We start from the raw sequence: 23,196 nt of genomic DNA, 5'->3' as shown, positions 1-23,196 counted from the left end.
GGGCGTTTTTTTATGCGTATTGGCCACGGCTATGATGTGCACCGTTTCGGTGAAGGCGATTTCATCACGCTGGGCGGTGTGCGGATTGCACACAGCTTCGGGCTGCTTGCCCATTCCGACGGTGATGTCCTGCTGCACGCCTTGAGCGATGCGTTGCTCGGCGCTGCCGCGCTGGGTGATATCGGCAAGCATTTTCCGGACACCGATCCGCAATTCAAGGGCGCCGACAGCCGCGCGCTGTTGCGTCATGTCGTCGCACTGATCCACGCCAAGGGCTGGAAAGTCGGCAACGTCGATAACACCATCGTCGCCCAGGCCCCGAAAATGGCCCCGCATATCGAATCGATGCGCGCGCTGATTGCCGCGGATCTTCAAGTTGAGTTGGATCAAGTGAACGTGAAAGCTACCACCACCGAAAAGCTTGGCTTTGTCGGTCGCGAAGAAGGTATTGCCGTGCACTCCGTTGCCTTGTTGCTGCGCGCATGAACGAGGCGCAATTGCTCGGCCCACGGGCCTACGGTGACGCTCTCGGCAGCGCGGTGCTGAAAGCCACGGCGGAAGATTTCCAGGTTGATGAAGTCCTCGATATTCCCCTGAGCGGCGACGGCGAACACCTATGGATCTGGGTGGAAAAGCGCGGTCTGAATACCGAAGAAGCGGCACGGCGGATTGCCAAGGCTGCGGGCGTGCCATTGCGTACCGTCAGCTACGCGGGCCTCAAGGACCGTCAGGCGTTGACTCGCCAGTGGTTCAGCGTGCAACTGCCCGGCAAGGCTGATCCAGATCTGTCGGCAGCGGAAAACGACACGCTGAAGATTCTCAAGACCGGTCGGCACAGACGCAAGCTGCAACGCGGTGCCCATTCGGCCAACGGCTTCACGTTGCGCCTGACTCAATTCGCTGGCGACAAGGCCGCGATCGAAGAGCGTCTGCAACTGATCGCCAGGCAAGGTATTCCCAATTATTTCGGCGCCCAGCGTTTCGGGCATGACGGCGGCAACGTCGTCGACGCCCGTGCCTGGGCTGCGCGCAAAGCCCTGCCGGAACAACGCAATGTGCGTTCGCGCCTGCTCTCCACTGCGCGTAGCTTTCTGTTTAATCAGGTGCTGGCGGCACGCGTCGCCGATGGTACCTGGCAGCGTGCTCAGGTCGGCGATCTGCTGGCGTTCACTGACAGCCGCAGTTTCTTCCCGGCAGGTGAAGCCGAGTGCAGTGACCCGCGTCTGGCGATTCTCGACTTGCACCCGACCGGCCCACAGTGGGGCGAAGGTGACTCGCCGGCGTCGGGGGCTGTCCATGAACTGGAGCAGGCAATCGCCGCGCGCGAAGCGGATCTGCGTGATTGGTTGATTAACGCCGGTATGAGCCACGAACGTCGCATCCTGCGGCTGCCCATTGGCGGGTTGACGTGGCATTATCCCGAGCCTGACATTCTGCAACTGGAATTCGTCCTCCCGGCCGGATGCTTCGCCACCGTATTGGTGCGTGAACTCGTCGATCTGGTGCCGGTGGGGCAGACGGACAGCCCATGCGTATTCTGATTTCTAACGACGATGGGGTAACCGCACCCGGTCTCGCCGCGCTTTATGCTGCGCTGGCGGATTACACCGAATGCGTGGTTATCGCCCCGGACCAGGACAAAAGCGGCGCCAGCAGCTCGCTGACGCTCGACCGTCCGTTGCACCCGCATACCTTGGCCAATGGCTTTATCAGCCTCAACGGAACGCCTACCGATTGCGTGCACCTGGGCCTTAACGGCTTGCTGGAGTTTGAACCGGACATGGTGGTTTCCGGTATTAACCTGGGTGCGAACCTGGGGGACGACGTGCTGTATTCCGGTACTGTGGCGGCGGCCCTTGAGGGACGTTTCCTGGAGCGTCCTTCGTTTGCCTTTTCGTTTGTCTCACGGCAAGTGGAGAACCTTCCCACGGCGGCTTATTTTGCGCGCAAACTGGTAGAGGCCCACGCGGACCTCGATCTGCCACCGCGCACGGTACTGAACGTGAACATTCCCAACTTGCCGCTGGAGCATATCCGCGGTATCCAGCTGACCCGCCTGGGCCATCGCGCCCGCGCCGCTGCGCCGATAAAAGTGGTCGATCCGCGTGGTAAATCCGGTTACTGGATCGCTGCGGCGGGTGACGCCGAAGATGGCGGCCCGGGCACTGATTTCCATGCGGTGATGCAAGGCTATGTTTCAATCACGCCACTGCAACTGGATCGCACCTTTAATGATGCCTTCAGAAGTCTCGATGGCTGGCTGGAGGGGCTGCGCTAATGGCTCGTGAACAAGACGATATTCTGCACCGCGGCATCGGGATGACCTCCCAGCGGACCCGTGAGCGTCTGATTCAGCGCCTCTATGAAGAAGGGGTGTCCAACGCCAAGGTGCTGGAAGTCATCCGCCGCACACCGCGTCACCTGTTCGTCGATGAGGCGCTGGCCCACCGCGCTTATGAAGATACGGCGCTACCGATTGGCCATAACCAGACGATCTCCCAGCCTTATATGGTGGCGCGCATGAGCGAGCTGCTGCTGGAAGCCGGCCCGTTGGACAAGGTGCTGGAAATCGGTACTGGTTCGGGTTACCAGACAGCGGTGCTGTCGCAACTGGTCGAGCGGGTTTTTTCCGTCGAGCGCATCAAGGTTCTGCAAGATCGAGCCAAGGAGCGCCTGGTGGAGCTGAACCTGCGCAATGTGGTATTTCGCTGGGGCGATGGCTGGGAAGGCTGGCCGGCGCTGGCGCCTTACAACGGCATCATTGTGACCGCCGTGGCCACCGACGTGCCTCAGGCGCTGCTCGATCAATTGGCACCGGGCGGGCGATTGGTGATTCCGGTCGGCTCTGGTGAAGTTCAACAATTGATGCTGATCATCCGTGAAGAACAAGGCTTTTCCAGGCGTGTTCTGGGGGCAGTGCGCTTTGTGCCACTACTCAACGGGCCGCTGGCCTGAGCATTTGTTTCAACGTGCTGAATTCTCTTCGATTGCCCGGGTCTTACAGCGGCATCGATGGGTTAAACAGAATTCATCATCAGGCAGCAAACGTGTGCGTGAAGCGAATCCGCTTCATTAAAGGTAAAGCCTGTTCGGCCCGTTATACTTGCGACATTTCGTGCCGAAACACGGCAATTCATATTTTCAGCCACCACAAAGGGAGCGGCGGGTGAGTCTCACAGTCGTTGCGCAGCGAATGGGTATAACGAGCTTTCAGCGTCTGGTGACTGGTCTTGTCTTGAGTACCTTGCTGGTCGGTTGCTCCAGCACCAAATCGAGTAGCGCGGGAGTTGTCGATCGCAACAACGCGGTCGCCCAGCGTCCGGCCGTAACCACCGGCCAGTACATTGTTCGACCCAAGGACACGTTGTTTTCCATCGCCTTTCGCTACGGCTGGGACTACAAAGCCCTCGCGGCAAGGAACAACATTCCTACGCCTTACACGATCCATCCGGGTCAGACGATTCGCTTCGACGGTCGCAACGATTCAACGCCGGCAGCGGTGGTGAGTTCGTCCAGTTCCTCGCCTTCGTCGTCGAGCAAAACCACGGTAATTCGGCGTCAGGCAAATGGCACAACGACCAGTACAACGGTGCTCGCACCGTCCGTCGCCAGCAAACCGGCACCCGCTCCACTGCCTCCTGCCGGTCCGGCCCCGACGGGCTGGGGGTGGCCTTCTAATGGCATTCTGATTGGAAAATTCTCTTCAAACGGTAGTTTGAATAAAGGAATTGATATCGCCGGAGATTTGGGACAGCCTGTTTTAGCTGCGTCTGATGGGACGGTGGTATACGCCGGGAGTGGCTTAAGGGGCTACGGCGAATTAGTCATCATCAAACACAGCGATACCTACGTCAGTGCCTACGGTCACAACCGCAGGCTGTTGGTTCGGGAGGGGCAGCAGGTCAAAGTCGGACAGACAATTGCCGAAATGGGGTCAACGGGTACAGACCGGGTGAAACTGCATTTTGAGATTCGCCGACAAGGTAAACCTGTAGATCCGCTGCAGTTCCTGCCACGTCGTTGATTTGTTAGCCAAGCCTGTTCCGTCACGTAGAGGGAACAGGCTCCAGCGTTGCCAGGGATCAAGGCGCCGCTTGAGCTTGAGGTCGAACTCACCAAAGGACTATAACAATGGCTCTCAGTAAAGAAGTGCCGGAGTTTGACATCGACGATGAGGTTCTCCTTATGGAGACCGGCATCGCTATGGATTCGATGTCGAATGATGAAGGGGATGCACCACCTTCCGTTCGTGCCAAATCCAGACACTCCGCTTCGTTAAAGCAACACAAGTACATCGACTACACCCGGGCACTCGATGCCACGCAGCTGTACCTCAATGAAATCGGCTTTTCCCCATTGCTCTCCCCGGAAGAAGAAGTTCATTTTGCACGCCTGTCGCAAAGTGGTGATCCGGCCGGACGCAAGCGCATGATTGAAAGCAACCTGCGGCTGGTGGTGAAAATCGCCCGGCGTTACGTCAATCGTGGGCTGTCGCTGCTGGACCTGATCGAAGAGGGTAACCTCGGCCTGATCCGGGCAGTGGAAAAGTTCGATCCAGAACGCGGCTTCCGCTTTTCGACCTACGCCACCTGGTGGATTCGTCAGACCATCGAACGCGCGATCATGAATCAGACCCGGACCATCCGGCTACCTATTCATGTGGTCAAAGAGCTCAACGTGTACTTGCGGGCTGCACGGGAGCTGACTCAAAAGCTCGACCATGAACCCTCACCCGAAGAAATTGCCAACCTGCTGGAGAAACCGGTAGGCGAGGTCAAGCGCATGCTTGGCCTGAACGAGCGGGTTTCTTCGGTCGACGTCTCGCTGGGTCCGGATTCGGATAAAACCCTGCTGGACACCCTGACCGACGACCGCCCGACCGATCCATGTGAACTGTTGCAGGATGACGATCTGTCGCAGAGCATCGATCAATGGCTTTCGGAGCTGACCGACAAGCAACGCGAGGTGGTCGTACGCCGCTTCGGCTTGCGAGGTCACGAGAGCAGTACGCTTGAAGATGTCGGCCTGGAAATCGGCCTTACCCGGGAGCGGGTCAGGCAAATCCAGGTTGAAGGCCTCAAGCGTCTTCGGGAGATTCTCGAGAAAAACGGCCTGTCGAGTGAGTCGCTGTTCCAATAAGCCATTCGCTCAACCGTCAACCAAAAGCCCCGACTGGTTCGGGGCTTTTTGTTGTCGGCAAGATGAGAGAGGCGCGTTGGTATTAGCGCCACCTCAGGTTTGTAGTCTCGTGGTGTAAGTCTTTGCTTACTCTTTCGTAAGTGTTCATTATTTTTACACCCTGGTAGTTGTCTATTCGAAGGATGCTGTATTTATAAGTTATTGATTTATATGATTATTTTATTGAGTTAACAGCATATTACAGATGATTTCAGTCATGGAGGCCGATTGCTCTTGGTGGGGAATCCTCTAGTATTTGAACTGTGTCGACGGATAGACACGCCCTTCAAGGAAGAGGGGAACGGACATCGCAGGATGCGATTCATCAGGACGATGAAAAGGAACACATGGAATAGGGAAAAAATGTGGGCGGGTCAAACCGCCCCTTTTTTTTTGCCTGCAGAAAAGCAAAAAGGCCCGCAAGGGGCCTTTTCTGGAACGCGAGGGAAATCAGCGTTCGAGGTGTTCGATCTTGCCTGGCTTGCCATCCCATTCAGCGGAATCGGGCAATGGATCTTTCCGTTCAGTGATGTTTGGCCATACCTCGGCCAATTCCATGTTCAGCTGAATGAAGTTTTCCATACCGGCGGGAACTTCATCTTCAGAGAAGATGGCCACGGCAGGGCATTCTGGTTCGCACAGTGCGCAGTCGATGCACTCATCCGGGTGAATCACCAGGAAGTTCGGGCCTTCGTAAAAGCAGTCCACCGGACAGACTTCTACGCAGTCGGTGTACTTGCACTTGATGCAGTTGTCGGTGACGACGAAGGTCATTTCTAATTTTCTCCTCAGGCGGCGGCAGCGGAGCCCCTTCAGGACGGGGTCGCCAGGTTCGGGAGCGATAGTCTGCAGGCCAGGCTATGAGCCTGCAGCATCCCAAACCGCGCGAGATTCTAACAGCTTGCAGGCAAGTGCGTTAGATCCGTGTCTTTAATGTATAGAGCATTTCCAAAGCCCTGCGTGGTGTCAGGTCATCCAGATCAAGTTTGGCCAGTTCATCCAGCACCGGATGCGGCAGGCTGGCGAACATGTCGCTCTGCTGCGGCGCAACGGATTTGCCTTTGGCCGGCGTCGGCACTTCATGGGGCAGCGCCGTGGATTCCAGCCGGCTCAAGTGTTCACGGGCACGCACGATCACTTCGCTCGGCACCCCGGCCAACTGTGCAACCGCCAGGCCATAGCTCTGGCTGGCAGGCCCAGGCAGCACGTGGTGCAGGAACACGATGCGTTCGTTGTGCTCGGTGGCATTGAGGTGCACGTTGGCTACTAGCGGCTGGGCTTCCGGCAGCACCGTCAGCTCGAAATAGTGAGTGGCGAACAGTGTATAGGCCCGCAGTTGTGCCAGACGCTCGGCCGCGGCCCACGCCAGGGACAGGCCGTCGAAGGTGCTGGTGCCGCGACCGACTTCGTCCATCAGCACCAGGCTGCGCTCGGTGGCGTTGTGCAGGATGTTTGCGGTTTCGCTCATTTCGACCATGAACGTCGAACGCCCACCCGCCAGGTCGTCGCTGGAACCGATCCGGGTGAAGATCCGGTCGACCAGGGACAATTCGCAACTGGCCGCCGGCACGAAGCTACCGATGTGCGCCAGCAGCACGATCAACGCGGTCTGGCGCATGTAGGTGGATTTACCGCCCATGTTCGGACCGGTGATCACCAGCATGCGGGTGCTGTCATCGAGGCTCAGGTCGTTGGCCACGAACGGTGTGGTGAGTACTTGCTCGACCACCGGGTGACGACCCTGGCTGATGCGCATGCATGGCTCGTTGACGAAGCGCGGGCAGTTCAGGTCCAGATTCAGTGCACGCTCGGCGAGGTTGCTCAGCACGTCCAGCTCGGCCAGTGCGGCAGCGGTGTCCTGCAAGGGCGGCAATTGAGCGATCAGGTCTTCGAGCAGTGCTTCGTAGAGCATCTTCTCGCGCGCCAGGGCACGGCTCTTGGCCGACAGCGCCTTGTCTTCGAACGCTTTCAGTTCCGGGGTGATGAAGCGCTCGGCACCCTTGAGGGTCTGGCGACGGATATAGTCCGCCGGTGCCGACTCGGCCTGCTTGCTCGGCAACTCAATGAAGTAGCCGTGAATGCGGTTGTAACCGACTTTCAGGTTGGCCAGGCCGGTGCGGGCCTTCTCCCGGGCTTCCAGATCGATCAGGAACTGCCCGGCGTTTTCGCTGAGCGATTGCAGCTCGTCGAGTTCGCTGTCGTAACCGGTTTTCAACACGCCGCCGTCACGGATCACCGCTGGCGGGTTGTCGATGATGGCTTTTTCCAGCAGCGCCGCGAGTTCCGGATAGGTGCTGGTGGTCGTCGCCAATTGCATGATGTGCGGAGCTTCAAGCTCGGCCATCGCCACCTGCAACTCTGGCAGTGCGCCGAGGGCATCGCGCAGGCGCGCCAGGTCACGAGGACGGGCATTGCGCAGGCCGATCCGCGCCAGAATCCGCTCGATGTCACCGATTTCCTTGAGCTGCGGTTGCAGTTTCTCGAAACGATAACGGTCCAGCAGGCAGGTGATCGACGTCTGGCGTGCCAGTAGTACCGTCAAATCCCGCAGCGGACGGTTCAGCCAGCGGGTCAGCAAACGGCTGCCCATGGCGGTCTGGCAGCGGTCGACCACTGATTGCAACGTGTTGTCACGACCGCCAGCCAGGTTGGTGTCCAGTTCCAGGTTGCGACGGCTGGCGCCGTCCAGCACCACGGTGTCGTCCAGACGCTCATGACGCAGGCTGCGCAAATGCGGCAGGGCGGTGCGCTGGGTTTCCTTGGCGTAGCTGAGCAGGCAGCCAGCAGCGCCGATGGCCAGGGTCAGGTTCTCGCAGCCGAAGCCTTTCAGGTCTTGAGTGGAAAACTGCTGGCAAAGACTTTTCAACGCCGAGTCGCGCTCGAAATCCCACGGCGCACGGCGACGAACCCCACGACGTTTCTCCGCTGGCAAGTCTTTCGGCCAGTCGTCAGGGATCATCAGCTCCACCGGATTGACCCGCTCCAGTTCCGCCAGCAGGTTTTCCCAGCCCTTGATCTCCAGCACCGTGAAGTTGCCGCTGGTGATGTCCAGCACCGCCAAACCGAACAGACGCTCGTCACCCAGCACCGCCGCGATCAGGTTGTCCCGGCGCTCATCCAGCAGCGCTTCATCGCTGACCGTGCCGGGCGTGATGATCCGCACCACCTGACGATCCACCGGCCCTTTGCTGGTGGCCGGGTCGCCGACCTGCTCGCAGATCACCACCGATTCGCCAAGCTTCACCAGTTTCGCCAGGTAACCTTCCGCAGCGTGGTAAGGAATCCCACACATCGGAATCGCCTGACCCGCCGATTGCCCACGAGCCGTCAGGGTGATGTCCAGCAACTTGGCGGCCTTCTTCGCGTCTTCATAGAAGATCTCGTAGAAGTCGCCCATGCGATAGAACATCAGCTGGTCGGGGTGCTGGTTCTTCAGGCGCCAGTATTGCTGCATCATTGGCGTGTGGGAGGACAGATCGGAGACGGCTTTATTCATCGGATATAGGCAAATTCGTTGAAAGGTGTGGGGCAAAGGAGGGGCATCGGCCCGGCTTTTCCGCGATGGGCGCAAGGTTACCATGGGCGGTCCGCCCGACGCAGGCATGAAAGCCTTAAGGCTATTTTTCGTGGGTCTATGCACAAATTATGCAATTTGGCATTTGTCTTCCGAAAAAAGATCAAGCACTATTCGCGTTATGCAAAAACGCAATGTTTCTACCGTCTTAAGAGCGCTGCTCGATCAGCACGGGATCTCCCCCACGGAGCTTCACCGTCGCACTGGCGTGCCTCAATCCACTCTCTCGCGCATCCTCAGCGGGAAGATCGTCGATCCTTCGGATAAACATATCTCGAAGATTGCCGAATACTTTGCTGTGAGCACCGATCAGTTGCGGGGCCGCGCGGATGTCGCGCCGGCTGCCGGCGCCGGGCGTGATGAATTGCATTCGGAACTCAAGGACATAAGCCTGTGGGACGACGACACGCCTGTCGATGACGACGAGGTGTCGGTCCCCTTTCTTCGCGAGGTTGAATTGGCTGCTGGATCAGGAAGATTCGTCATCGAAGAGAGTGAGCGCTCTAGCCTGCGCTTCGGCAAGCGCAGCTTGCGCCACAACGGTGTGCAGTTCGACCAGGCCAAATGCGTGACCGTGCGTGGCAACAGCATGTTGCCGGTACTGCGCGACGGCGCCACGGTGGGGGTGAATGCCGGTAAATGCGGGATTGGCGACATCATCGACGGCGACCTGTACGCCATCAACCACAATGGCCAGTTGCGGGTGAAACAGCTTTATCGCCTGCCGACCGGGATTCGCCTGCGCAGCTTCAATCGCGATGAGCATCCGGACGAGGACTACAGCTTCCAAGAAATCCAGGAAGAGCAAATCGTCATCCTTGGTCACGTCTTCTGGTGGGGCATGTACGCCCGCTAACCTCACCACTGTCAGATTAAACCCGTCGCCCGACGGGTTTTTTTCGCCTGCCAAAAACCGCCAACGCCTTTGTCTGTGGGACTTTCATGCGCCTGTGCATTTATTGCGCATAAATAAATGCATTCATGCATTGACTGTATATGCATCCATGCATATTCTTTGTCTCAAGCCGCTCAACAAAGCGGCTCGAAACGAAGCTCTTTAGTTCCACCACAAAGGCAGCGATGAATCGGCCTCAACGGTTCAGAGGGTTGGCAACTGACCCGGGTGTGCAGCGTAAAGCACCAGAAGCAGTTATCCGGCGGGCAGGGACCGCGGTCGGAAAAACAATTTGAATGGACTCGTACCGCGCCAGTAGCGCCGAAAAGTCAGCTTCCTTTTTGACACGGGATTAAAGGAAGGCGAAGGAGCGCATTACTGAAAAGCCCGGTTTCACACTGGGCTTTTTGGAATGCCTACCTGATGCAGGCAGATCAACGTGTGCCGGGATGCCCGGCGATCAATAAGGATATGAAAATGAAGAAATACGCACGTGTAGTAAACGGAAAAGTCGACAACATCTACGAGACGGTCAATCCGATCACTGACGAGTTCCCAGTCGATCAACTCTGGGTCGACGTCACCGGCAGTTCGAGCAATCAGGTTGACTACGGCTACAACGCAGTCAACAGCGATGGCCTCTGGTCGTTCAATTCCGGGTTCCCTTGGCCGCAATCTGCGCTAGGTGAACAAATGCGCAATGAAAAAACCAAGCGGCTCGACAGTGTCATGACCAGCGTGGCGTCGTCGGGATTGCAATTCAAAGTTGATCTGGGCGTGGCCACTGCTGCCGAGCAGGCTTACCTGACTGCCTTCAAGGAGTATTGCGTTGCCTTTACTCAGGTCAACAAACAGCCAGGTTTTCCGCTGACCATCGTTTGGCCTGAGCTGCCGTAAAAACGGAGCGCATTACTGAAAAGCCCGGAATGCTCCGGGCTTTTTGGAATGCCTACCTCAAGAGACATCGATTGAATCCAACACACATCACTCATCAATCACCCCAGGAGGCGTGACATGACAAACGAGCAACAAGCGTTGCTGGACATGCCGATCTGGCTGGTCATCCTCCTCGCCGTGGCGGGCGGGGTGTCCGGCGAAATGTGGCGCGCCGACAAGGAGGGCGCCCGTGGCTGGTCACTGCTGCGGCGCCTGGCCCTGCGGTCCGGGGCCTGCATGATCTGCGGCGTCTCGGCGATCATGCTGTTGTACGCCGCGGGCCTGTCGATCTGGGCCGCCGGCGCCTTTGGCTGCCTGACGGCGATGGCCGGGGCGGACGTGGCCATCGGACTTTACGAACGTTGGGCCGCCAAGCGGATTGGCGTTTGTGAAGTGCCACCGCGCGATTCTCGTCCCGATCAACAGTGAACCGGCGTCGCTGATCTTCGTATTGCCATAGGAATAGGAGGCCATTGATGCCTGCTGTCATCGAAAAACCGTCGCAGCTGTTTTCTGCCATTGCCGAGACGTTGCGTACCGCCATTCCCGGCTTGAAGGTCGGGAGTCATCAAGACTTCGACGGCACTGTCGATCTGCCCTGGGTGCTGATCGCCATCGAACGCGATGCGCCGGGCATCCGTGCCAACGACGGACGTATCGCTCATGTCCTGACGGTTTCCTTGCAAGCCGTGTTGCCCGGTGCAGGGTTGGCGGCGTGCGATCTGGCCAGTGAGTTGAAAAGCCTGGTCGTCGATAACCGCTGGAAACTGCCGGGCGAGCAATGCGATCTGCCGATGAACATTGATGGCATCCCGTCCACGTTTATCAGCGATGCACGGGAGTACACCGCCTGGACCGTTTCATTTACCCAAACCCTGTACCTCGGCCCGACGCTGCTCGAAGACCCGTTGGGCATCCCGAAATTTGCCCGTACCTGGGAGGTGTCGAACATCGACGACCCGGATCAATACACCGCACTCGAGGGCTGATCCATGTTTGATGCGCTGTTACGTATGCAACTGGGGCCGATCATCGAGCGTTTGGCCGAGATGGAAACCGAGCTCGAAGACTTGCACCGGCGTGCCGACAGTTTCTGTCGTATCGGCGTGTGTCAGGAAGTCGATGCGGCCAGCAATACCTGCAAGGTCCGTCATGGGGAACTGCTCACCCCGGCGATCCGGTTTTTCAACCCAAGCGCCGGGGCACAGAGCGAGTCGCGGATTCCTTCCGTGGGTGAGCAGTGTTTGCTGCTGAACCACGGCGGTGGCGAGGGCGGCGGGCAGTCGGTGGCGTTGTTCGGTCTCAACGGCGGTCAGTTCCCGCCCGTCTCGACACATGCATCGCTGACGCGTCGCCTCTATCAAGACGGCACGGAAAACGGTTACGACCACGCCAGTCATGTCCTGCACTGGAAGAACGGCCCGGCGGCGTTCACCGGTTCCCGTGAATCCCTCGAGTTGAACATCGGCCCGGCGAGGCTGGCGATGAGGCCTGAGGCCATCGAATTGCAACTGGGCGCCGTCAGCCTGCGGCTCGACGCTTCCGGTGTGCATCTGAGCGGCCCGTTGGTGGATCACCAGGGTCGCGTCATCAGTACCGCATAAAGAGCTTCCCATGATCGGAATCGATAGAAACACCGGCGCAACGGTCGACGACTGGCTGCAGTTTGTGCAGCGCGCCACTCGGGCGCTGACCACGCCGTTGGGCACGCGTCAGAAGCGCCCTTTGTATGGTTGCGCACTCACCGAGTTGCTGGGGCAGAACCTTGGCGACGACCTGCTGATTCTCGCCCAGAGCCATGCCGCCCAAGCGTTTTACAACAAATACAACGGCATCGACGATTTCGAGCCGCAGGTCATTGTGGCCAGCCGCTACGGTGCCGGGTTGTTGTTGCGTTTCGCCGGCACCTGGAAAAACCGCCAACAGACCTTCGAGGTGGTGGCATGAGTATGTTGATACCTGGCCAGAACCAGTTGGCCGAACCGGCAATCGTCACGGTCGAAGCGTTCGAGGATCTGCTCGCGGAGTTCAAGACCTTCGTTGTCGAGTACGTCGGCGCCCGTTCCCCCGAGAGCGCGGCCAAGCTTGCAGTCAGCCTGGAAAACGAAAGCGAGTTGCTGACCCTGGCCCTTGAGGCGTTTTGTGTGCGGCTGCAAACCCACGAACGTAAATACAACGCTCGCATCAAGCAGATGCTGGCGTGGTGGGCCACCGGCACCAACCTCGACGCGCGCCTCGCGGACATGGGGCTTGAGCGCCAGTTGCTGGACCCGGGCGATCCGGCGGCATTCCCGCCGATCGATCCGGTCTACGAGAGCGATGACGACGCCCGGTTGCGTTATTACCTGGCGCCCCATGCACCGGCGGCGGGCTCGCGGATGCAGTATCGGCGCGAGATCTTCACCCTTGGCGAACGGCCTGTCGTGAAGGTGGAAACCACAGCGGCGGGTGTGGTGACGGTCACTTACACCTTCGATCCGGACGGCTATGTCGCGCAGGTCAAGGACGGCAACGGGCGCCGGACCGCGCCAGGCGAAGTCACGGTTACGGTGCTTTCCCGAGAGGGCGATGGCACGCCGTCCGAAGCGCTGCTTGACGGTGTTCGCCAGCATTTCGCCCGGCCTGATGTCCGGCCCGAAACGGACCTGGTTACCGTGCAGGGCGCGCAAATCAAGAACTACAAAATCCGGGTGATCGCGAAGATCAACCCGGGCCCCGATTCCGGGCTGACCAAGGTTGCCGCGCAACAGCAGCTGCAGGCGTATGCCGATGCCTGTCATCGCCTGGAAGGGCGGGTGGACCCGAGCTGGATCGACTACACGCTGCACAGCGCCGGGGCGGTTCAACTGCAAATCCTTGAGCCGGTAGCGCCGATTGTGACGAGCGCTTTTCAAGCGCCGTATTGCACGGGCGTCGAGGTCGAGGTGGATACGTTATGAGTGACGACACACCTCGCCCGAGCCTGTTGCCGGCCAACAGCTCACCACTGGAAAGGGCGCTTGATCTCGGTTTCGCCCGGTTGCTTGAGCGCATTGACCCGCCGTTCCCCGAACTGATGAACCCCGCCAAAACACCCCTGGCATTCCTGCCGTACCTGGGCGCGGATCGCGGGGTCAGCGAATGGAGCACCGAGGCGACCGAGGCGGAAAAACGCCTGACGGTGGAACTGGCCTGGCCCACCGCACGGCAGGCCGGGACGCGAAAAGCACTGGAAAACGCGGCCAAGGGATTGCAATTGATGCCTGAGGTGCGCGCCTGGTACGAACAAACACCACCCGGCCCGCCTTACAGCTTTTCCGTCAGGGCCTTCACCGAACAGCCCTACAGCGAAGAAATCGACACCCGTCTCGACCGACGCCTGGCCGATGCCAAAAGCGAACGCGACACCTTGAAGGTTTCCGTCGGCTTGAGCGCATTCGGCAGTCACGTCATCGGCGCCGCCACCGTCTGCGGCGAGCTGACCACGGTGTATCCGATCGTCATCGAAGGGCTTGAAGCCTCGGGTCAGGCCTTCATGGCCGCCGGGCTCTACACCGTCGAAACCTCCACTATTTATCCTCAGGGGTCCTAAATGGCCGACTATTACACCCTGCTCACCAATGCGGGGATCGCCTACGAAACCGCCTGCAAGGCAGCGGGCACACCGATCAAACTGTCGCAGATTTCCGTCGGCGACGGCGGCGGCGCGGTTTACAACCCGGCTGCCACTGCCACGGCACTGAAACGCGAAGTGTGGCGCGGGCCGCTCAATGCGCTGTTCCAGGATGAGAAGAATCCGAGCTGGTTGCTGGCCGAAGTGACTATCCCGCCTGAAGTGGGTGGTTGGTATGTACGTGAGGCTGGGATCTGGACTGATACCGGGATTCTTTACGCCATCGTCAAATATCCGGAGTCGTTCAAGCCGGTGCTGGCGACTTCGGGCTCGGGGAAAGAGTTCTACATTCGTTCGATTTTCGAGACCAGTAATGCGGCGCTGGTGACGTTGTTGATTGATGACACGGTTGTGAAAGCGACGCGTGCGTGGGTGATGAGTTACCTCGCTGAAGAGCTCGGCAAACTTGATGGCAAGCAGTCCGTGCGTGTCGCGGCAACCGGCAACGTGGTGTTGAACGGTGCAAAGCAGGTCGACGGAGTTGCAGTGATTGCCGGTGACCGGGTTCTGCTGCCGAATCAGACGTTGGCCAAGGATAACGGTCTGTGGATCGTGGCCAACGGTGACTGGGTTCGGGCGAACGATGCCAACGTCAGCGCCAAGGTCACGCCGGGCCTGACCGTGATGGTAGAAGAGGGCACGCAGAATGGTGATTCGCTGTGGCACCTGACTACTAACGGGCCGATCACTCTCGGCACCACCGCGCTGACTTTTGAGATGCTGGCCGGTCGTACCGGCATTGCACCGGGGACTTACAAAAGCCTGACCGTGGACAAATACGGTCGAGCGACGGCGGGCGCGAACCCCGAAACGCTGGCTGGGTTCGGGATCAAGGACAGCTACACCAAAACTGAAATCGAGGGGATGATTGCCAGCGCCTCGATGTTGCCGGTGGGGGCGATTGTCGCGTTTCCCGGTGATACGCCACCGATGGGCTTTCTTGAGCTGGATAACAGCGTCAAGAGTGCTGCGCTTTATCCGGATCTGAGTGCTTATCTCGCCGGCAAGTACAACAAGGGCGACGAGGGCGCTGGAAATTTTCGTTTGCCGGATGGACGCGGCGAATTCCTGCGCGGTTGGGATCATGGACGCGGTGTTGATGGCGGCCGGACAATCGGCAGTTATCAGGTTGATACCTTACAGAACATCACTGGTACGTTTGACGGCTATCTCGATATCACCACGGCAGGCGGCGCGTTCACGTTAAGCAACATGAGCACGTCCTCAACTCCGCTCAACCAGAAAGGCGCCTACCATGGCGTGTATTTTGATGCTTCGAAAGTGGCGCGCACCTCCGCGGAAACGCGTCCCCGTAACCTCGCCGTCATGTGGTGCATCAAGGCTTGGAACGCGCCGATCAATCAGGGAAACATTGATATCGCCGCGCTGGCCGCTTTGGCACAGCAGGCCACGGAAATAAACCAAGGCACGGCGAAAATTGCAATGCAGCCGTTTGTCGATGCTGGCGTGGACGATGCAACGATTGTTACCCCCAAGAAGCTACGGTTCGGCTTTTCGATCAGTCTTGGCACCAATGGCTATATCGCGCTGCCGAGTTGGCTAGGCAGTTTTATTTTTCAGTGGGGAACATCGGCTTCAATCGCTAGCGGCGCCGGGGTTTCTGTTTCGCTTCCAATCGCATTTCCAAATGCAATTCTGAATGCATTCGTCTCAGCAAATGCCGTCTCGGGTATCGGGACGGCATTTTGCGGGGGCGTGAATGCGACTAGCAAAACAGCCATCAGTATTTATCATTATTCCGCTGGTGGTGGTGCTGCTAACTACCGCTGGTTGGCCGTAGGCCACTGAGGTTATGTCTATGAAATACGCAGTATTTAACGAAGACTTCACCTTGATGACCTGTCTGGTCGAGGGGATTCATGAGATCCCAAGCTCCGCCGTCGCACTCGATGCGGATCTATTTCTTAAGATCACCCAAGAAACGGATGGGGTGTGGGGGCTCGGCGCAAACGGCGAAATCACCAAACAACCGTTTCCCGAGGTTGCACCAGACTACCCGGCAATGATTGCCAGCGAGCGCTACAAGCGCGAAGGCGTGGGCATTACCGTCGATGGTTCTGTAATCGACACCACCCGAGACGGGCAGGCCTTGATTGCCGGTGCTGCTGTGTCGGCGATTCTTGATCCGGCCTACAGGTGCAACTGGAAAACCGCCGCCGGTTTTATCGAGCTGAACGCGCCGCAACTGATCGCAATCGCGACGGCGGTGCGGGAGCATGTCCAGGCCTGCTTTGATCGAGAGCTAGCGTTGTTGCGCGCGATCGAGACAGGGAGTTACAGCAGCGACATGCTGACCGAGGGTTGGCCGGATTCACTGACACCGCCTGAGCCAGAGCCTTTAGAGCCCCAATAAACGCCCCGCACCCCCGGGGCGTTTTCTTTTCCGCCAAACACCCAACAACACCCGACAGCCCCTTCCTCCAAAGGGGCTTTTTCATTTCTGGAGAAACCCAAATGGCACTACGCCAAACCTACACCGTGCTCGTCCCATTCCCCACCGGGGGTGGCCACTGGTCGAGCGTCGGTCAAGAACTCGACCTGCTTGATGTGGAGGCCAGTGCGTTGCGCAGCGCTGGTCGTCTGGAGCTGAAAAAAACCGAGGCTGCCGAGTCGGCCTCTACAACCAACAAGGCCTTGAAGGCCGCTGCCAAGAAGGCTGAATAACCATGGCTGAGGTTTTGAACTTCGAGCACAACGGCATTACCGTCAATGCCACTGAATCCCCCGAGGCCATGGGTGGCCTGGGTGACAACGTCATCGGTCTGGTCGGCACTGCGCCGAAAGCGGATCTGCTGATTCCGCGTAACGCCCCGTTCCGCATCAACAGCTTCACCACCCAGGCGCTGCTGGACCCGACCGGCACCGAGTCGGGCACGTTGTTCCACGCGGTGTTCCAGATCCTCAAAGTGGTCAAGGTGCCGGTCTACGTGGTCATCGTCGAAGAGGGCGCAACCCCCGCCGACACCCTGAATAACGTGATCGGCGGCATCGAGCCAGTGACCGGTCGCAAACTGGGTCTGGCCGCACTTGGTGGTGTGCCGGAAGACCTGACGATCATCGGTGCGCCGGGTTTCACCGGCACCAAAGCAGTGGCCAGTGAGTTCGCCTCGTTCGGCAAACGCATCAAGGCTCGCGTGGTACTCGACGGCAAGGATGCCGCAGTCGCCGATCAAGTGACTTACAGCAAGGAGCTGGGCGGCGCGGACCTCGGTTTCGACCGCTGCCTGCTGGTGCACAACATGCCGTCGGTGTACTCCAAGGCTGCGAAGAAAAACGTGTTCCTGGCGCCATCGAGCCTGGCCATCGCCGCGCTCGCCAAGGTCAAGCAATGGGAGAGCCCGGGCAACCAGGTGACCTACGCCGAAGACGTTTCGCGAGTCGTGGAATACAACATCCTCGACACCTCCACCGAAGGCGATCTGCTCAACCGTTACGGCATCAGCTACTACGCCCGGACCATCCTCGGCGGCTTCTCGCTGCTGGGTAACCGCTCCGTCACCGGCAAGTTCATCAGCTATGTAGGCCTTGAAGATGCGATCAGCCGCAAGCTGGTAAAGGCCGGTCAGAAAGCCATGGCCAAGAACCTGACCAAGTCGTTCATGGATCAGGAGGTCAAGCGCATCAACGACTGGCTGCAAACCCTGGTCGCCGACGAAACCATCCCCGGCGGCAGCGTGTACCTGCACCCGGAATTGAACAGCGTCGAGAAGTACAAAAACGGTACCTGGTATGTGGTCATCGACTACGGCCGCTACGCACCGAACGAACACATGATTTATCAACTCAACGCCCGCGATGAAATCATCGAGCAGTTCCTGGAGGACGTTCTCTAATGTTTACCAACCGCGTAAGACAGGCCATCGCGGCCACCCTGCAAGGCCTGCCGTTGTCGGCGACCGTGGAAGAGTTCACACCGCCGAAGATCGAGTTCGACATGGAAAACATGGTCGGCGGCCGCTTCATCGTCGAGGAGATGGCCAAGAGCGCCAAGGCCCTGGGCGCCAAGTTGATCCTGCAGGGCGCCGGTCCCGAAGTGATGCTGGCGCTGGGCGTGAAGCTGGGCGACGACATCCTGCTGAACGTGCGTGAAGCCGGTCAGGATCAGGACGGTAACACCTGGTTCACCTACCACACCGTCGGCGGCAAGCTGAAGGTCCTCGAGGAAGCCATCGTGAAAATGGGTGAAAAACCCAAGACCACCCTGGAGCTCTCCTGCCGCACCTACAACCGCCTGGAAAACGGCGTTCCAGTGATCGATGTCGACGTGCGCACCCAGAAGTTCGTGCTCAACGGCGTCGACATTCTCGGTGATGCCCGCCGCGCCGTGTTGCTGCCGTAACACGAAGGCCAACCAAGGCGCACAACCTGTGGGAGCGGGCAGGCTCGCTCCCACAAGGATTGTGGCAAACAGATCCCTGCGCAGCAGCCTTTCATGAATCACCAAGGAATTTCTTACATGTCCTGGATACCTCCCAAGCATGTCCTGTTGTCACCAATTACCGGTGATGACGGATCCGAGATCGAGCAGATCCAACTCAAACCGTTGTACTACGCCGCGCAAAAAGAGGCCCTGGCCCGTGCCGGCGATGATGAGGACGATCAGTTCTTCGAGCTGGCCAGATTGGCCACGGGGTTGTCGGTCAAGGAACTGGACCAGCTCAAACGCCCGGACTACGTGAGCATCGCGCAGTACGTGCATGAGATGTCGACTCGCCCGGCTTCGTACTTTCTGGAACAGCAAGCGCAGGGCGAACAATCGGTAGACCCCGATCAAGTGTCACTGCTGCAACCGCTCAACGTGGCAGGCCGCAGCATGACCTCGCTGACCCTGGAAATGCCGGTGCTGCGCGCCACCAAAGCAATGAAAAAACTGAAGACGGCCAAGGAACGCGCCGAGTTCATCACCGCTCATTGCACCGGGCTGATGTTGCCCGATCTGGACCTGCTGACCGTGCCCGACTGGACACAGCTTCAGGTACGCATCGACGATTTTTTAAACAAACCGGCGGACTTCTTTCGGAGCGCGACATCGAAGTAATCCTCGATGTGGTGCCGCTCATTTACTCGGTAAGTGAGGCGGAGATTCTGGAGTGGGACGCCGGCAAGGCCTTGCGCCGCTACGACATCGCGATCACTCGCCTTGGCGTGAAACAGGAGTAGAGCAGGATGGCAGGCAGTAAGTATTCACTGTCCGGTGCGGCAAGCATCGAATTGCCGCAACTGGGCAGCGCCTCTGAAACGTCGGGCCTGAACCTGGCACTGACCACGGCCAGCCTCGACATCCGTCTGCTGGTGTCGGAACAGGTCAAGCTTCGCGAAGCGCTGGCGTTGCTGAACATTGCCCTGTCGTCGCAGCAGTCGCTGCTCAAGGCGAGTGCTTCGATGCCCGCGGCAAGCAGTGAACCAAAGTCCAAGTTAAAGGCTGAGGTTGATCAGCGCACGCCGCCGGATTTGCTCAAGTCGGCGATGGCGACCGAATTGGCGATGGTTGAGCTCAACCAAGTGCTGAAACTGGACAACGTCCAGTTGCAGAAACTGTCGGAGGCCAACCTGAAAATGGCCACTGACAAGCAGGTTGCTCCGAGCGGGGCAACGGCGGTTCAACTGGCTCAGGTCGAGTTGGCGGCGGCGAAGGCGGGTATCGGGGACGGGCTCGACCCGGCTAAAAAGCAGGACGAACTGCTGAACTTCACCCGAGATAGCGCGGTGACGGCGTCGGCGTTCAATCTCGACGTCAAGGCCGCCAGCGAGATGCTGTTGGGTTGGCGTAATTCGATGAAGCTGGATCGCGGACAAAGCCTGAGTCTGGCGGATGCAACCAACCATCTCGGCAACAGCGGTCTGAATGTCAAAGCGGCAGACATCGGTTCTGTGGTGCAACGCAGTGGCGAGGCGGGCATCGCCGCGGGCATGACGCCGGAACAGATGGCGGCGCTCGCGGCGGCGTTCTTGAACAGCGGCGCGGACAAGGCCGGTGCCGGTGAAGCTTTGAAAGGTTTCACCACGGTTTTGGCCAAGGGGGACGCGGCTTCACCGGAACAGCGCAAGGCTTGGTCTGACCTGGACGGCAAATTCAATCCAGGGATGTTGGCTGATGGCCTGCGCAAGGACGCGCCGGGAACGATCAACCTGGTGCTTGAAGCACTGAAGAAAAAACCTGCAGAAGAACAGCAGTCACTGACCAAGACATTGTTTGGTGATAACGCGGCGATTCTTGAACTGTTGAAAAAACCGGAAGACGTCCAAAAGGCTTTTTTACTGGTGTCCGAGCGGACATCCGACGGGACGTTGCCGAAGTTCAACGGTTCCGTAGCGAAATCCGCCGAGGCGCTTGGGGAAACCTCGCAAGGGCGCTGGAATGCGCTGGATGCGAGTAAGAACCGGATGTTCGCGGCGGGCGGCAATGCCCTGGCGCCGTTGACTGATGGTTTGATGGTGTCGCTCGGCGCATTGGCCGATGGCTTGAGCGGGGTCGCTGAAGCACAACCGAAAGCTACTGCAGGATTGCTGGTGCTCGCGGGAGCCATTGCGTTGGCGCGTGGTGCTGAAATCAAGGTCGCGATGGCCTCGGCCATCACCGCCGCAGCAACAAAACTTCTGGTCCTGGCAGGTGCGCGACCGATTCCCGAAACGGGGGATCTGACAGCCGATGCCAAGGAGCGCGGTCGTAAGGGCAAAAAGCAATCCCGAGGCGCAAGGGCCGGAAAAAGCGCAGCTCCTGGAAAAGCCGCGATCAAGCCCATCCCAAAAAGCGCAGCCAAACTGCCACGTATGTCGACGGGGAGTCGCTTGCTGGGTGCCGCCAGAATGGGCTCGGCAGTCACCAAGCGGGTCGCGCCGCTGATGCTGCTCAGTGCTGGTTACGATGCCGTCAAAGGCTTGCAGGCGGGTGATACCAAAGCGGTCGGCGGGGCGCTGGGCTCGGCCGGTGGCGGACTCGCCGGTACTTATGCTGGCGCTGCTGCCGGCGCCCTGATCGGCAGCGTGGTGCCTGTTCTGGGCACGGCGGTCGGTGGCGTAATCGGTGGTTTGTTGGGGGGAATGGCGGGCAGTTGGGGAGGGGAATGGCTGGGTGAGAAACTCGCTACACCCGCCGACAAGCTCGCCGCTCCAGATCAGGTCAGCAAAGACCTGACCAACGCCCAGACGAGTAATCAACAGAACACGGTTAACGCGAACATCTACATCAACGGCCAGGATCAGGCCAGCGCCAGTCAATTGGCGAACCTGGTTGTGCAACAGATCACGGGTCAATTCGGACTCATGACCATGCCCAACTCACTCGCCATGCGAAGTGATGCGGCCCTGACTGATGGAGGTACGTGATGCGTCAGCAAATGGCACTCGGCAGTTTCATTTTCGGCCTGTCCAGAAGCTTCGCTTACCACAGCCTGGTGCGCACCTCGGACGGCGGCTGGAAGAGCATCGACATCCTCACCAGCAAACCCAAATCCAGTCAGGTCGGCCAAGGCCTGCAAGGGCTGACGATAACAGGCAAGTCGATGTACGCGACCGCCATGGATCGGCTCGATGAGCTGCGTGCCTTGCAGGCGCTGCGCATCCCTTTGCCCTTGGTTGACGGCATCGGCCGCAACTGGGGTCTGTGGCAGATCAACAAGGTGTCGGAAACCCAAAACAACATCCTTGATGACGGCACCGCGATGGTGGTCGATTGGACTATCGAGTTGACGGAGTTCGCCAATGCGTAGGGTTCGAAGTATCGCCGGTGATTCGGTGAATCTGTTGCTGTACCGCGAGCTTGAGCGTGGTGACGATGCCACCGAAGAAGCGCTTTGGCGTCTTAATCCGGAGCTTGCCGAATGGGGGGCAATATTGCCGGCGGGGTTGTGGGTTGTGCTGCCGGAAGTGGATTCGAAACCCGTCGCACCCACACCGGTTTCGGCCTGGGATTAAGGAGGCAGCATGTCACTGGGTTTCACGCCTGCTGTGGAAATTTACGGCGCGAATGCTGCGCTGCTCAACGAACGATTAATCAGTTGGACACACATCGACGCAGCGGGAATTGAATCCGATCAACTGACGCTCGTGATCAGTCTGGATGGGCTTGAAGGGTTGCCCAGCCTGGGCGGAAAAATCGGCCTGCGGGTCGGTTATCTGGAATCGGGGCTGGTGGATAAAGGCGAGTTCGTCATTACCCGGCGCACGCCGACTCTGTTTCCCCTGCGTCTGACGCTGGTGGCCACGGCGGCGCCGTTCAGTGCGACGGATCAGACCGGGTTCAAACAGCGCCGATCGGTCAGCCATGGTCCGACGACCTTGGGTGCCTTGTTCCGCCAGTTGACATCCAGGCACGGGTTTTCCCCTCGTGTGGCCCCGGACCTGTCGCTGATAAAAATCGCGCACATCGACCAGTCCAACGAAACCGACATGGGTTTTCTGACGCGACTGGCCTACCTGCATGATGCCGTCGCCAAACCGGTCAACGAGCTGTATGTGCTGGCACGGCGCGGTCAGGCGAAATCGTTATCGGGCAAAGTTCTGCCGACCATAAAGCTGTCGGTGACGACCAACAATCGCCCAGGCGATCACGCCTTTATCTCCGCCGTCCTGGATGAAACCGCCCGGGCGAAATACCAGGGCTGCAAGACCAGTTGGTGGGACGCGGCGGCCGGTAAAGTGCGGGTCGAGGAGAGCGGCATCGCGCCGTTCAAGACCCTTCGCCAGCGGTTTCAGAGCGCAGACGATGCCCGGGCCGCCGCCGAAGGCGAGACCCGTCGGATGATGCGCGAAGCACTCAAGGTGACGATCGAATGCCCTGGCAATCCGGGGTTGTCCGCTGAAGGGGTCGTGCTGCTGGACCCCACCTGGCCGGATTTCATGCGCGGGCGTTGGTCGATCGACAAGGTCACCGCCACCGGCGACCGAGAAAAAAGCTATCGCTGCAAGATTGACGCGACCTGCCTGGACGCCAAGGCATAG

General features: G+C 59.1%; 26 protein-coding genes. 24 read left to right on the top strand and 2 right to left on the bottom strand.

Annotation, left to right across the window (positions count from 1 at the left end):
- Window positions 1–12: 12 nt before the first annotated feature.
- The 6 genes from ispF (at window position 13) to rpoS (ending at window position 5,139) form a co-directional block, all read left to right on the top strand.
- Window positions 13–486 (top strand): 2-C-methyl-D-erythritol 2,4-cyclodiphosphate synthase, encoded by a 474-nt coding sequence (gene ispF / locus LOY28_RS23855; RefSeq protein ID WP_018927000.1) that lies wholly within the window; start codon window positions 13–15, stop codon window positions 484–486.
- Complete coding sequence (gene truD / locus LOY28_RS23850; RefSeq protein ID WP_018926999.1) at window positions 483–1,541, top strand: tRNA pseudouridine(13) synthase TruD; 1,059 nt, start codon at window positions 483–485, stop codon at window positions 1,539–1,541. Before ispF ends, truD begins: the two co-directional genes overlap by 4 nt.
- On the top strand, window positions 1,529–2,278 hold the full coding sequence (gene surE / locus LOY28_RS23845) for a 5'/3'-nucleotidase SurE (protein ID WP_018926998.1): 750 nt from the start codon (window positions 1,529–1,531) through the stop codon (window positions 2,276–2,278). The genes truD and surE overlap by 13 nt, the downstream gene beginning before the upstream one ends.
- 41 nt (window positions 2,279–2,319) lie before the next feature.
- The gene (locus LOY28_RS23840; protein WP_173861137.1) at window positions 2,320–2,955 is read left to right on the top strand and encodes a protein-L-isoaspartate(D-aspartate) O-methyltransferase; all 636 of its coding nucleotides are present in this window, start codon (window positions 2,320–2,322) and stop codon (window positions 2,953–2,955) included.
- A gap of 211 nt (window positions 2,956–3,166) precedes the next feature.
- Window positions 3,167–4,024, top strand: coding sequence for a peptidoglycan DD-metalloendopeptidase family protein (locus tag LOY28_RS23835; RefSeq protein ID WP_026286488.1), 858 nt, complete (start codon window positions 3,167–3,169; stop codon window positions 4,022–4,024).
- 107 nt (window positions 4,025–4,131) lie between these two features.
- A complete protein-coding gene (gene rpoS / locus LOY28_RS23830; protein ID WP_007940534.1) occupies window positions 4,132–5,139 on the top strand; it encodes an RNA polymerase sigma factor RpoS in 1,008 nt (335 codons plus the stop codon).
- Window positions 5,140–5,628: 489 nt separating this feature from the next.
- Here the strand turns inward: rpoS and fdxA are convergent, their stop codons facing one another.
- Together fdxA and mutS are read right to left on the bottom strand one after the other, a co-directional pair.
- Window positions 5,629–5,952: a ferredoxin FdxA gene (gene fdxA / locus LOY28_RS23825; protein WP_007940535.1), complete on the bottom strand. Its 324-nt coding sequence runs from the start codon at window positions 5,950–5,952 to the stop codon at window positions 5,629–5,631.
- A 142-nt stretch (window positions 5,953–6,094) separates the two neighbouring features.
- On the bottom strand, window positions 6,095–8,674 hold the full coding sequence (mutS, locus tag LOY28_RS23820; protein WP_258612635.1) for a DNA mismatch repair protein MutS: 2,580 nt from the start codon (window positions 8,672–8,674) through the stop codon (window positions 6,095–6,097).
- Between the two features lie 199 nt (window positions 8,675–8,873).
- On the opposite strand from mutS, the gene LOY28_RS23815 reads away from it, so the two are divergent.
- The 18 genes from LOY28_RS23815 (at window position 8,874) to LOY28_RS23730 (ending at window position 23,196) form a co-directional block, all read left to right on the top strand.
- Window positions 8,874–9,608 carry an XRE family transcriptional regulator gene (locus tag LOY28_RS23815; RefSeq protein WP_026286486.1) on the top strand — a complete coding sequence of 245 codons (735 nt, stop codon included), beginning with the start codon at window positions 8,874–8,876 and terminating at the stop codon, window positions 9,606–9,608.
- A 516-nt stretch (window positions 9,609–10,124) separates the two neighbouring features.
- Window positions 10,125–10,544 carry a tail fiber assembly protein gene (locus LOY28_RS23810; protein WP_018926993.1) on the top strand — a complete coding sequence of 140 codons (420 nt, stop codon included), beginning with the start codon at window positions 10,125–10,127 and terminating at the stop codon, window positions 10,542–10,544.
- 117 nt (window positions 10,545–10,661) lie between these two features.
- Window positions 10,662–11,012, top strand: a complete 351-nt coding sequence (locus LOY28_RS23805) for a phage holin family protein (protein WP_018926992.1) — start codon at window positions 10,662–10,664, stop codon at window positions 11,010–11,012.
- A 47-nt stretch (window positions 11,013–11,059) separates the two neighbouring features.
- Window positions 11,060–11,572: a hypothetical protein gene (locus LOY28_RS23800; RefSeq protein ID WP_018926991.1), complete on the top strand. Its 513-nt coding sequence runs from the start codon at window positions 11,060–11,062 to the stop codon at window positions 11,570–11,572.
- A gap of 3 nt (window positions 11,573–11,575) precedes the next feature.
- A complete protein-coding gene (locus LOY28_RS23795; RefSeq protein WP_258612634.1) occupies window positions 11,576–12,187 on the top strand; it encodes a phage baseplate assembly protein V in 612 nt (203 codons plus the stop codon).
- 10 nt (window positions 12,188–12,197) lie between these two features.
- Window positions 12,198–12,530, top strand: a complete 333-nt coding sequence (locus LOY28_RS23790; protein WP_018926989.1) for a phage baseplate protein — start codon at window positions 12,198–12,200, stop codon at window positions 12,528–12,530.
- Window positions 12,527–13,522: a baseplate J/gp47 family protein gene (locus tag LOY28_RS23785; protein ID WP_258612633.1), complete on the top strand. Its 996-nt coding sequence runs from the start codon at window positions 12,527–12,529 to the stop codon at window positions 13,520–13,522. The genes LOY28_RS23790 and LOY28_RS23785 overlap by 4 nt, the downstream gene beginning before the upstream one ends.
- Entirely contained in the window at window positions 13,519–14,154 is a 636-nt protein-coding gene (locus LOY28_RS23780; RefSeq protein WP_105340294.1) for a phage tail protein I, read from the top strand. Before LOY28_RS23785 ends, LOY28_RS23780 begins: the two co-directional genes overlap by 4 nt.
- Entirely contained in the window at window positions 14,155–16,044 is a 1,890-nt protein-coding gene (locus LOY28_RS23775) for a phage tail protein (protein WP_018926986.1), read from the top strand. It abuts the gene before it with no gap.
- A gap of 10 nt (window positions 16,045–16,054) precedes the next feature.
- On the top strand, window positions 16,055–16,609 hold the full coding sequence (locus LOY28_RS23770) for a DUF4376 domain-containing protein (protein WP_018926985.1): 555 nt from the start codon (window positions 16,055–16,057) through the stop codon (window positions 16,607–16,609).
- 101 nt (window positions 16,610–16,710) lie between these two features.
- Complete coding sequence (locus LOY28_RS23765; RefSeq protein WP_258612632.1) at window positions 16,711–16,920, top strand: hypothetical protein; 210 nt, start codon at window positions 16,711–16,713, stop codon at window positions 16,918–16,920.
- Between the two features lie 2 nt (window positions 16,921–16,922).
- A complete protein-coding gene (locus LOY28_RS23760; RefSeq protein WP_019647825.1) occupies window positions 16,923–18,089 on the top strand; it encodes a tail protein in 1,167 nt (388 codons plus the stop codon).
- On the top strand, window positions 18,089–18,595 hold the full coding sequence (locus tag LOY28_RS23755) for a phage major tail tube protein (RefSeq protein WP_018926982.1): 507 nt from the start codon (window positions 18,089–18,091) through the stop codon (window positions 18,593–18,595). The genes LOY28_RS23760 and LOY28_RS23755 overlap by 1 nt, the downstream gene beginning before the upstream one ends.
- Window positions 18,596–18,712: 117 nt before the next feature.
- Window positions 18,713–19,294, top strand: a complete 582-nt coding sequence (locus LOY28_RS23750; RefSeq protein ID WP_018926981.1) for a phage tail assembly protein — start codon at window positions 18,713–18,715, stop codon at window positions 19,292–19,294.
- 128 nt (window positions 19,295–19,422) lie between these two features.
- The gene (locus tag LOY28_RS23745) at window positions 19,423–21,582 is read left to right on the top strand and encodes a phage tail tape measure protein (protein ID WP_258612631.1); all 2,160 of its coding nucleotides are present in this window, start codon (window positions 19,423–19,425) and stop codon (window positions 21,580–21,582) included.
- Entirely contained in the window at window positions 21,582–21,965 is a 384-nt protein-coding gene (locus tag LOY28_RS23740) for a phage tail protein (RefSeq protein WP_258612630.1), read from the top strand. The genes LOY28_RS23745 and LOY28_RS23740 overlap by 1 nt, the downstream gene beginning before the upstream one ends.
- Window positions 21,958–22,170 (top strand): tail protein X, encoded by a 213-nt coding sequence (locus LOY28_RS23735; protein ID WP_018926977.1) that lies wholly within the window; start codon window positions 21,958–21,960, stop codon window positions 22,168–22,170. The genes LOY28_RS23740 and LOY28_RS23735 overlap by 8 nt, the downstream gene beginning before the upstream one ends.
- A gap of 9 nt (window positions 22,171–22,179) precedes the next feature.
- Window positions 22,180–23,196 carry a contractile injection system protein, VgrG/Pvc8 family gene (locus LOY28_RS23730; RefSeq protein ID WP_018926976.1) on the top strand — a complete coding sequence of 339 codons (1,017 nt, stop codon included), beginning with the start codon at window positions 22,180–22,182 and terminating at the stop codon, window positions 23,194–23,196.

It is taken from the genome of Pseudomonas sp. B21-017 (assembly GCF_024749245.1).
Lineage (GTDB): Bacteria > Pseudomonadota > Gammaproteobacteria > Pseudomonadales > Pseudomonadaceae > Aquipseudomonas.
This window is presented reverse-complemented; position numbering and strand designations above follow the sequence as displayed.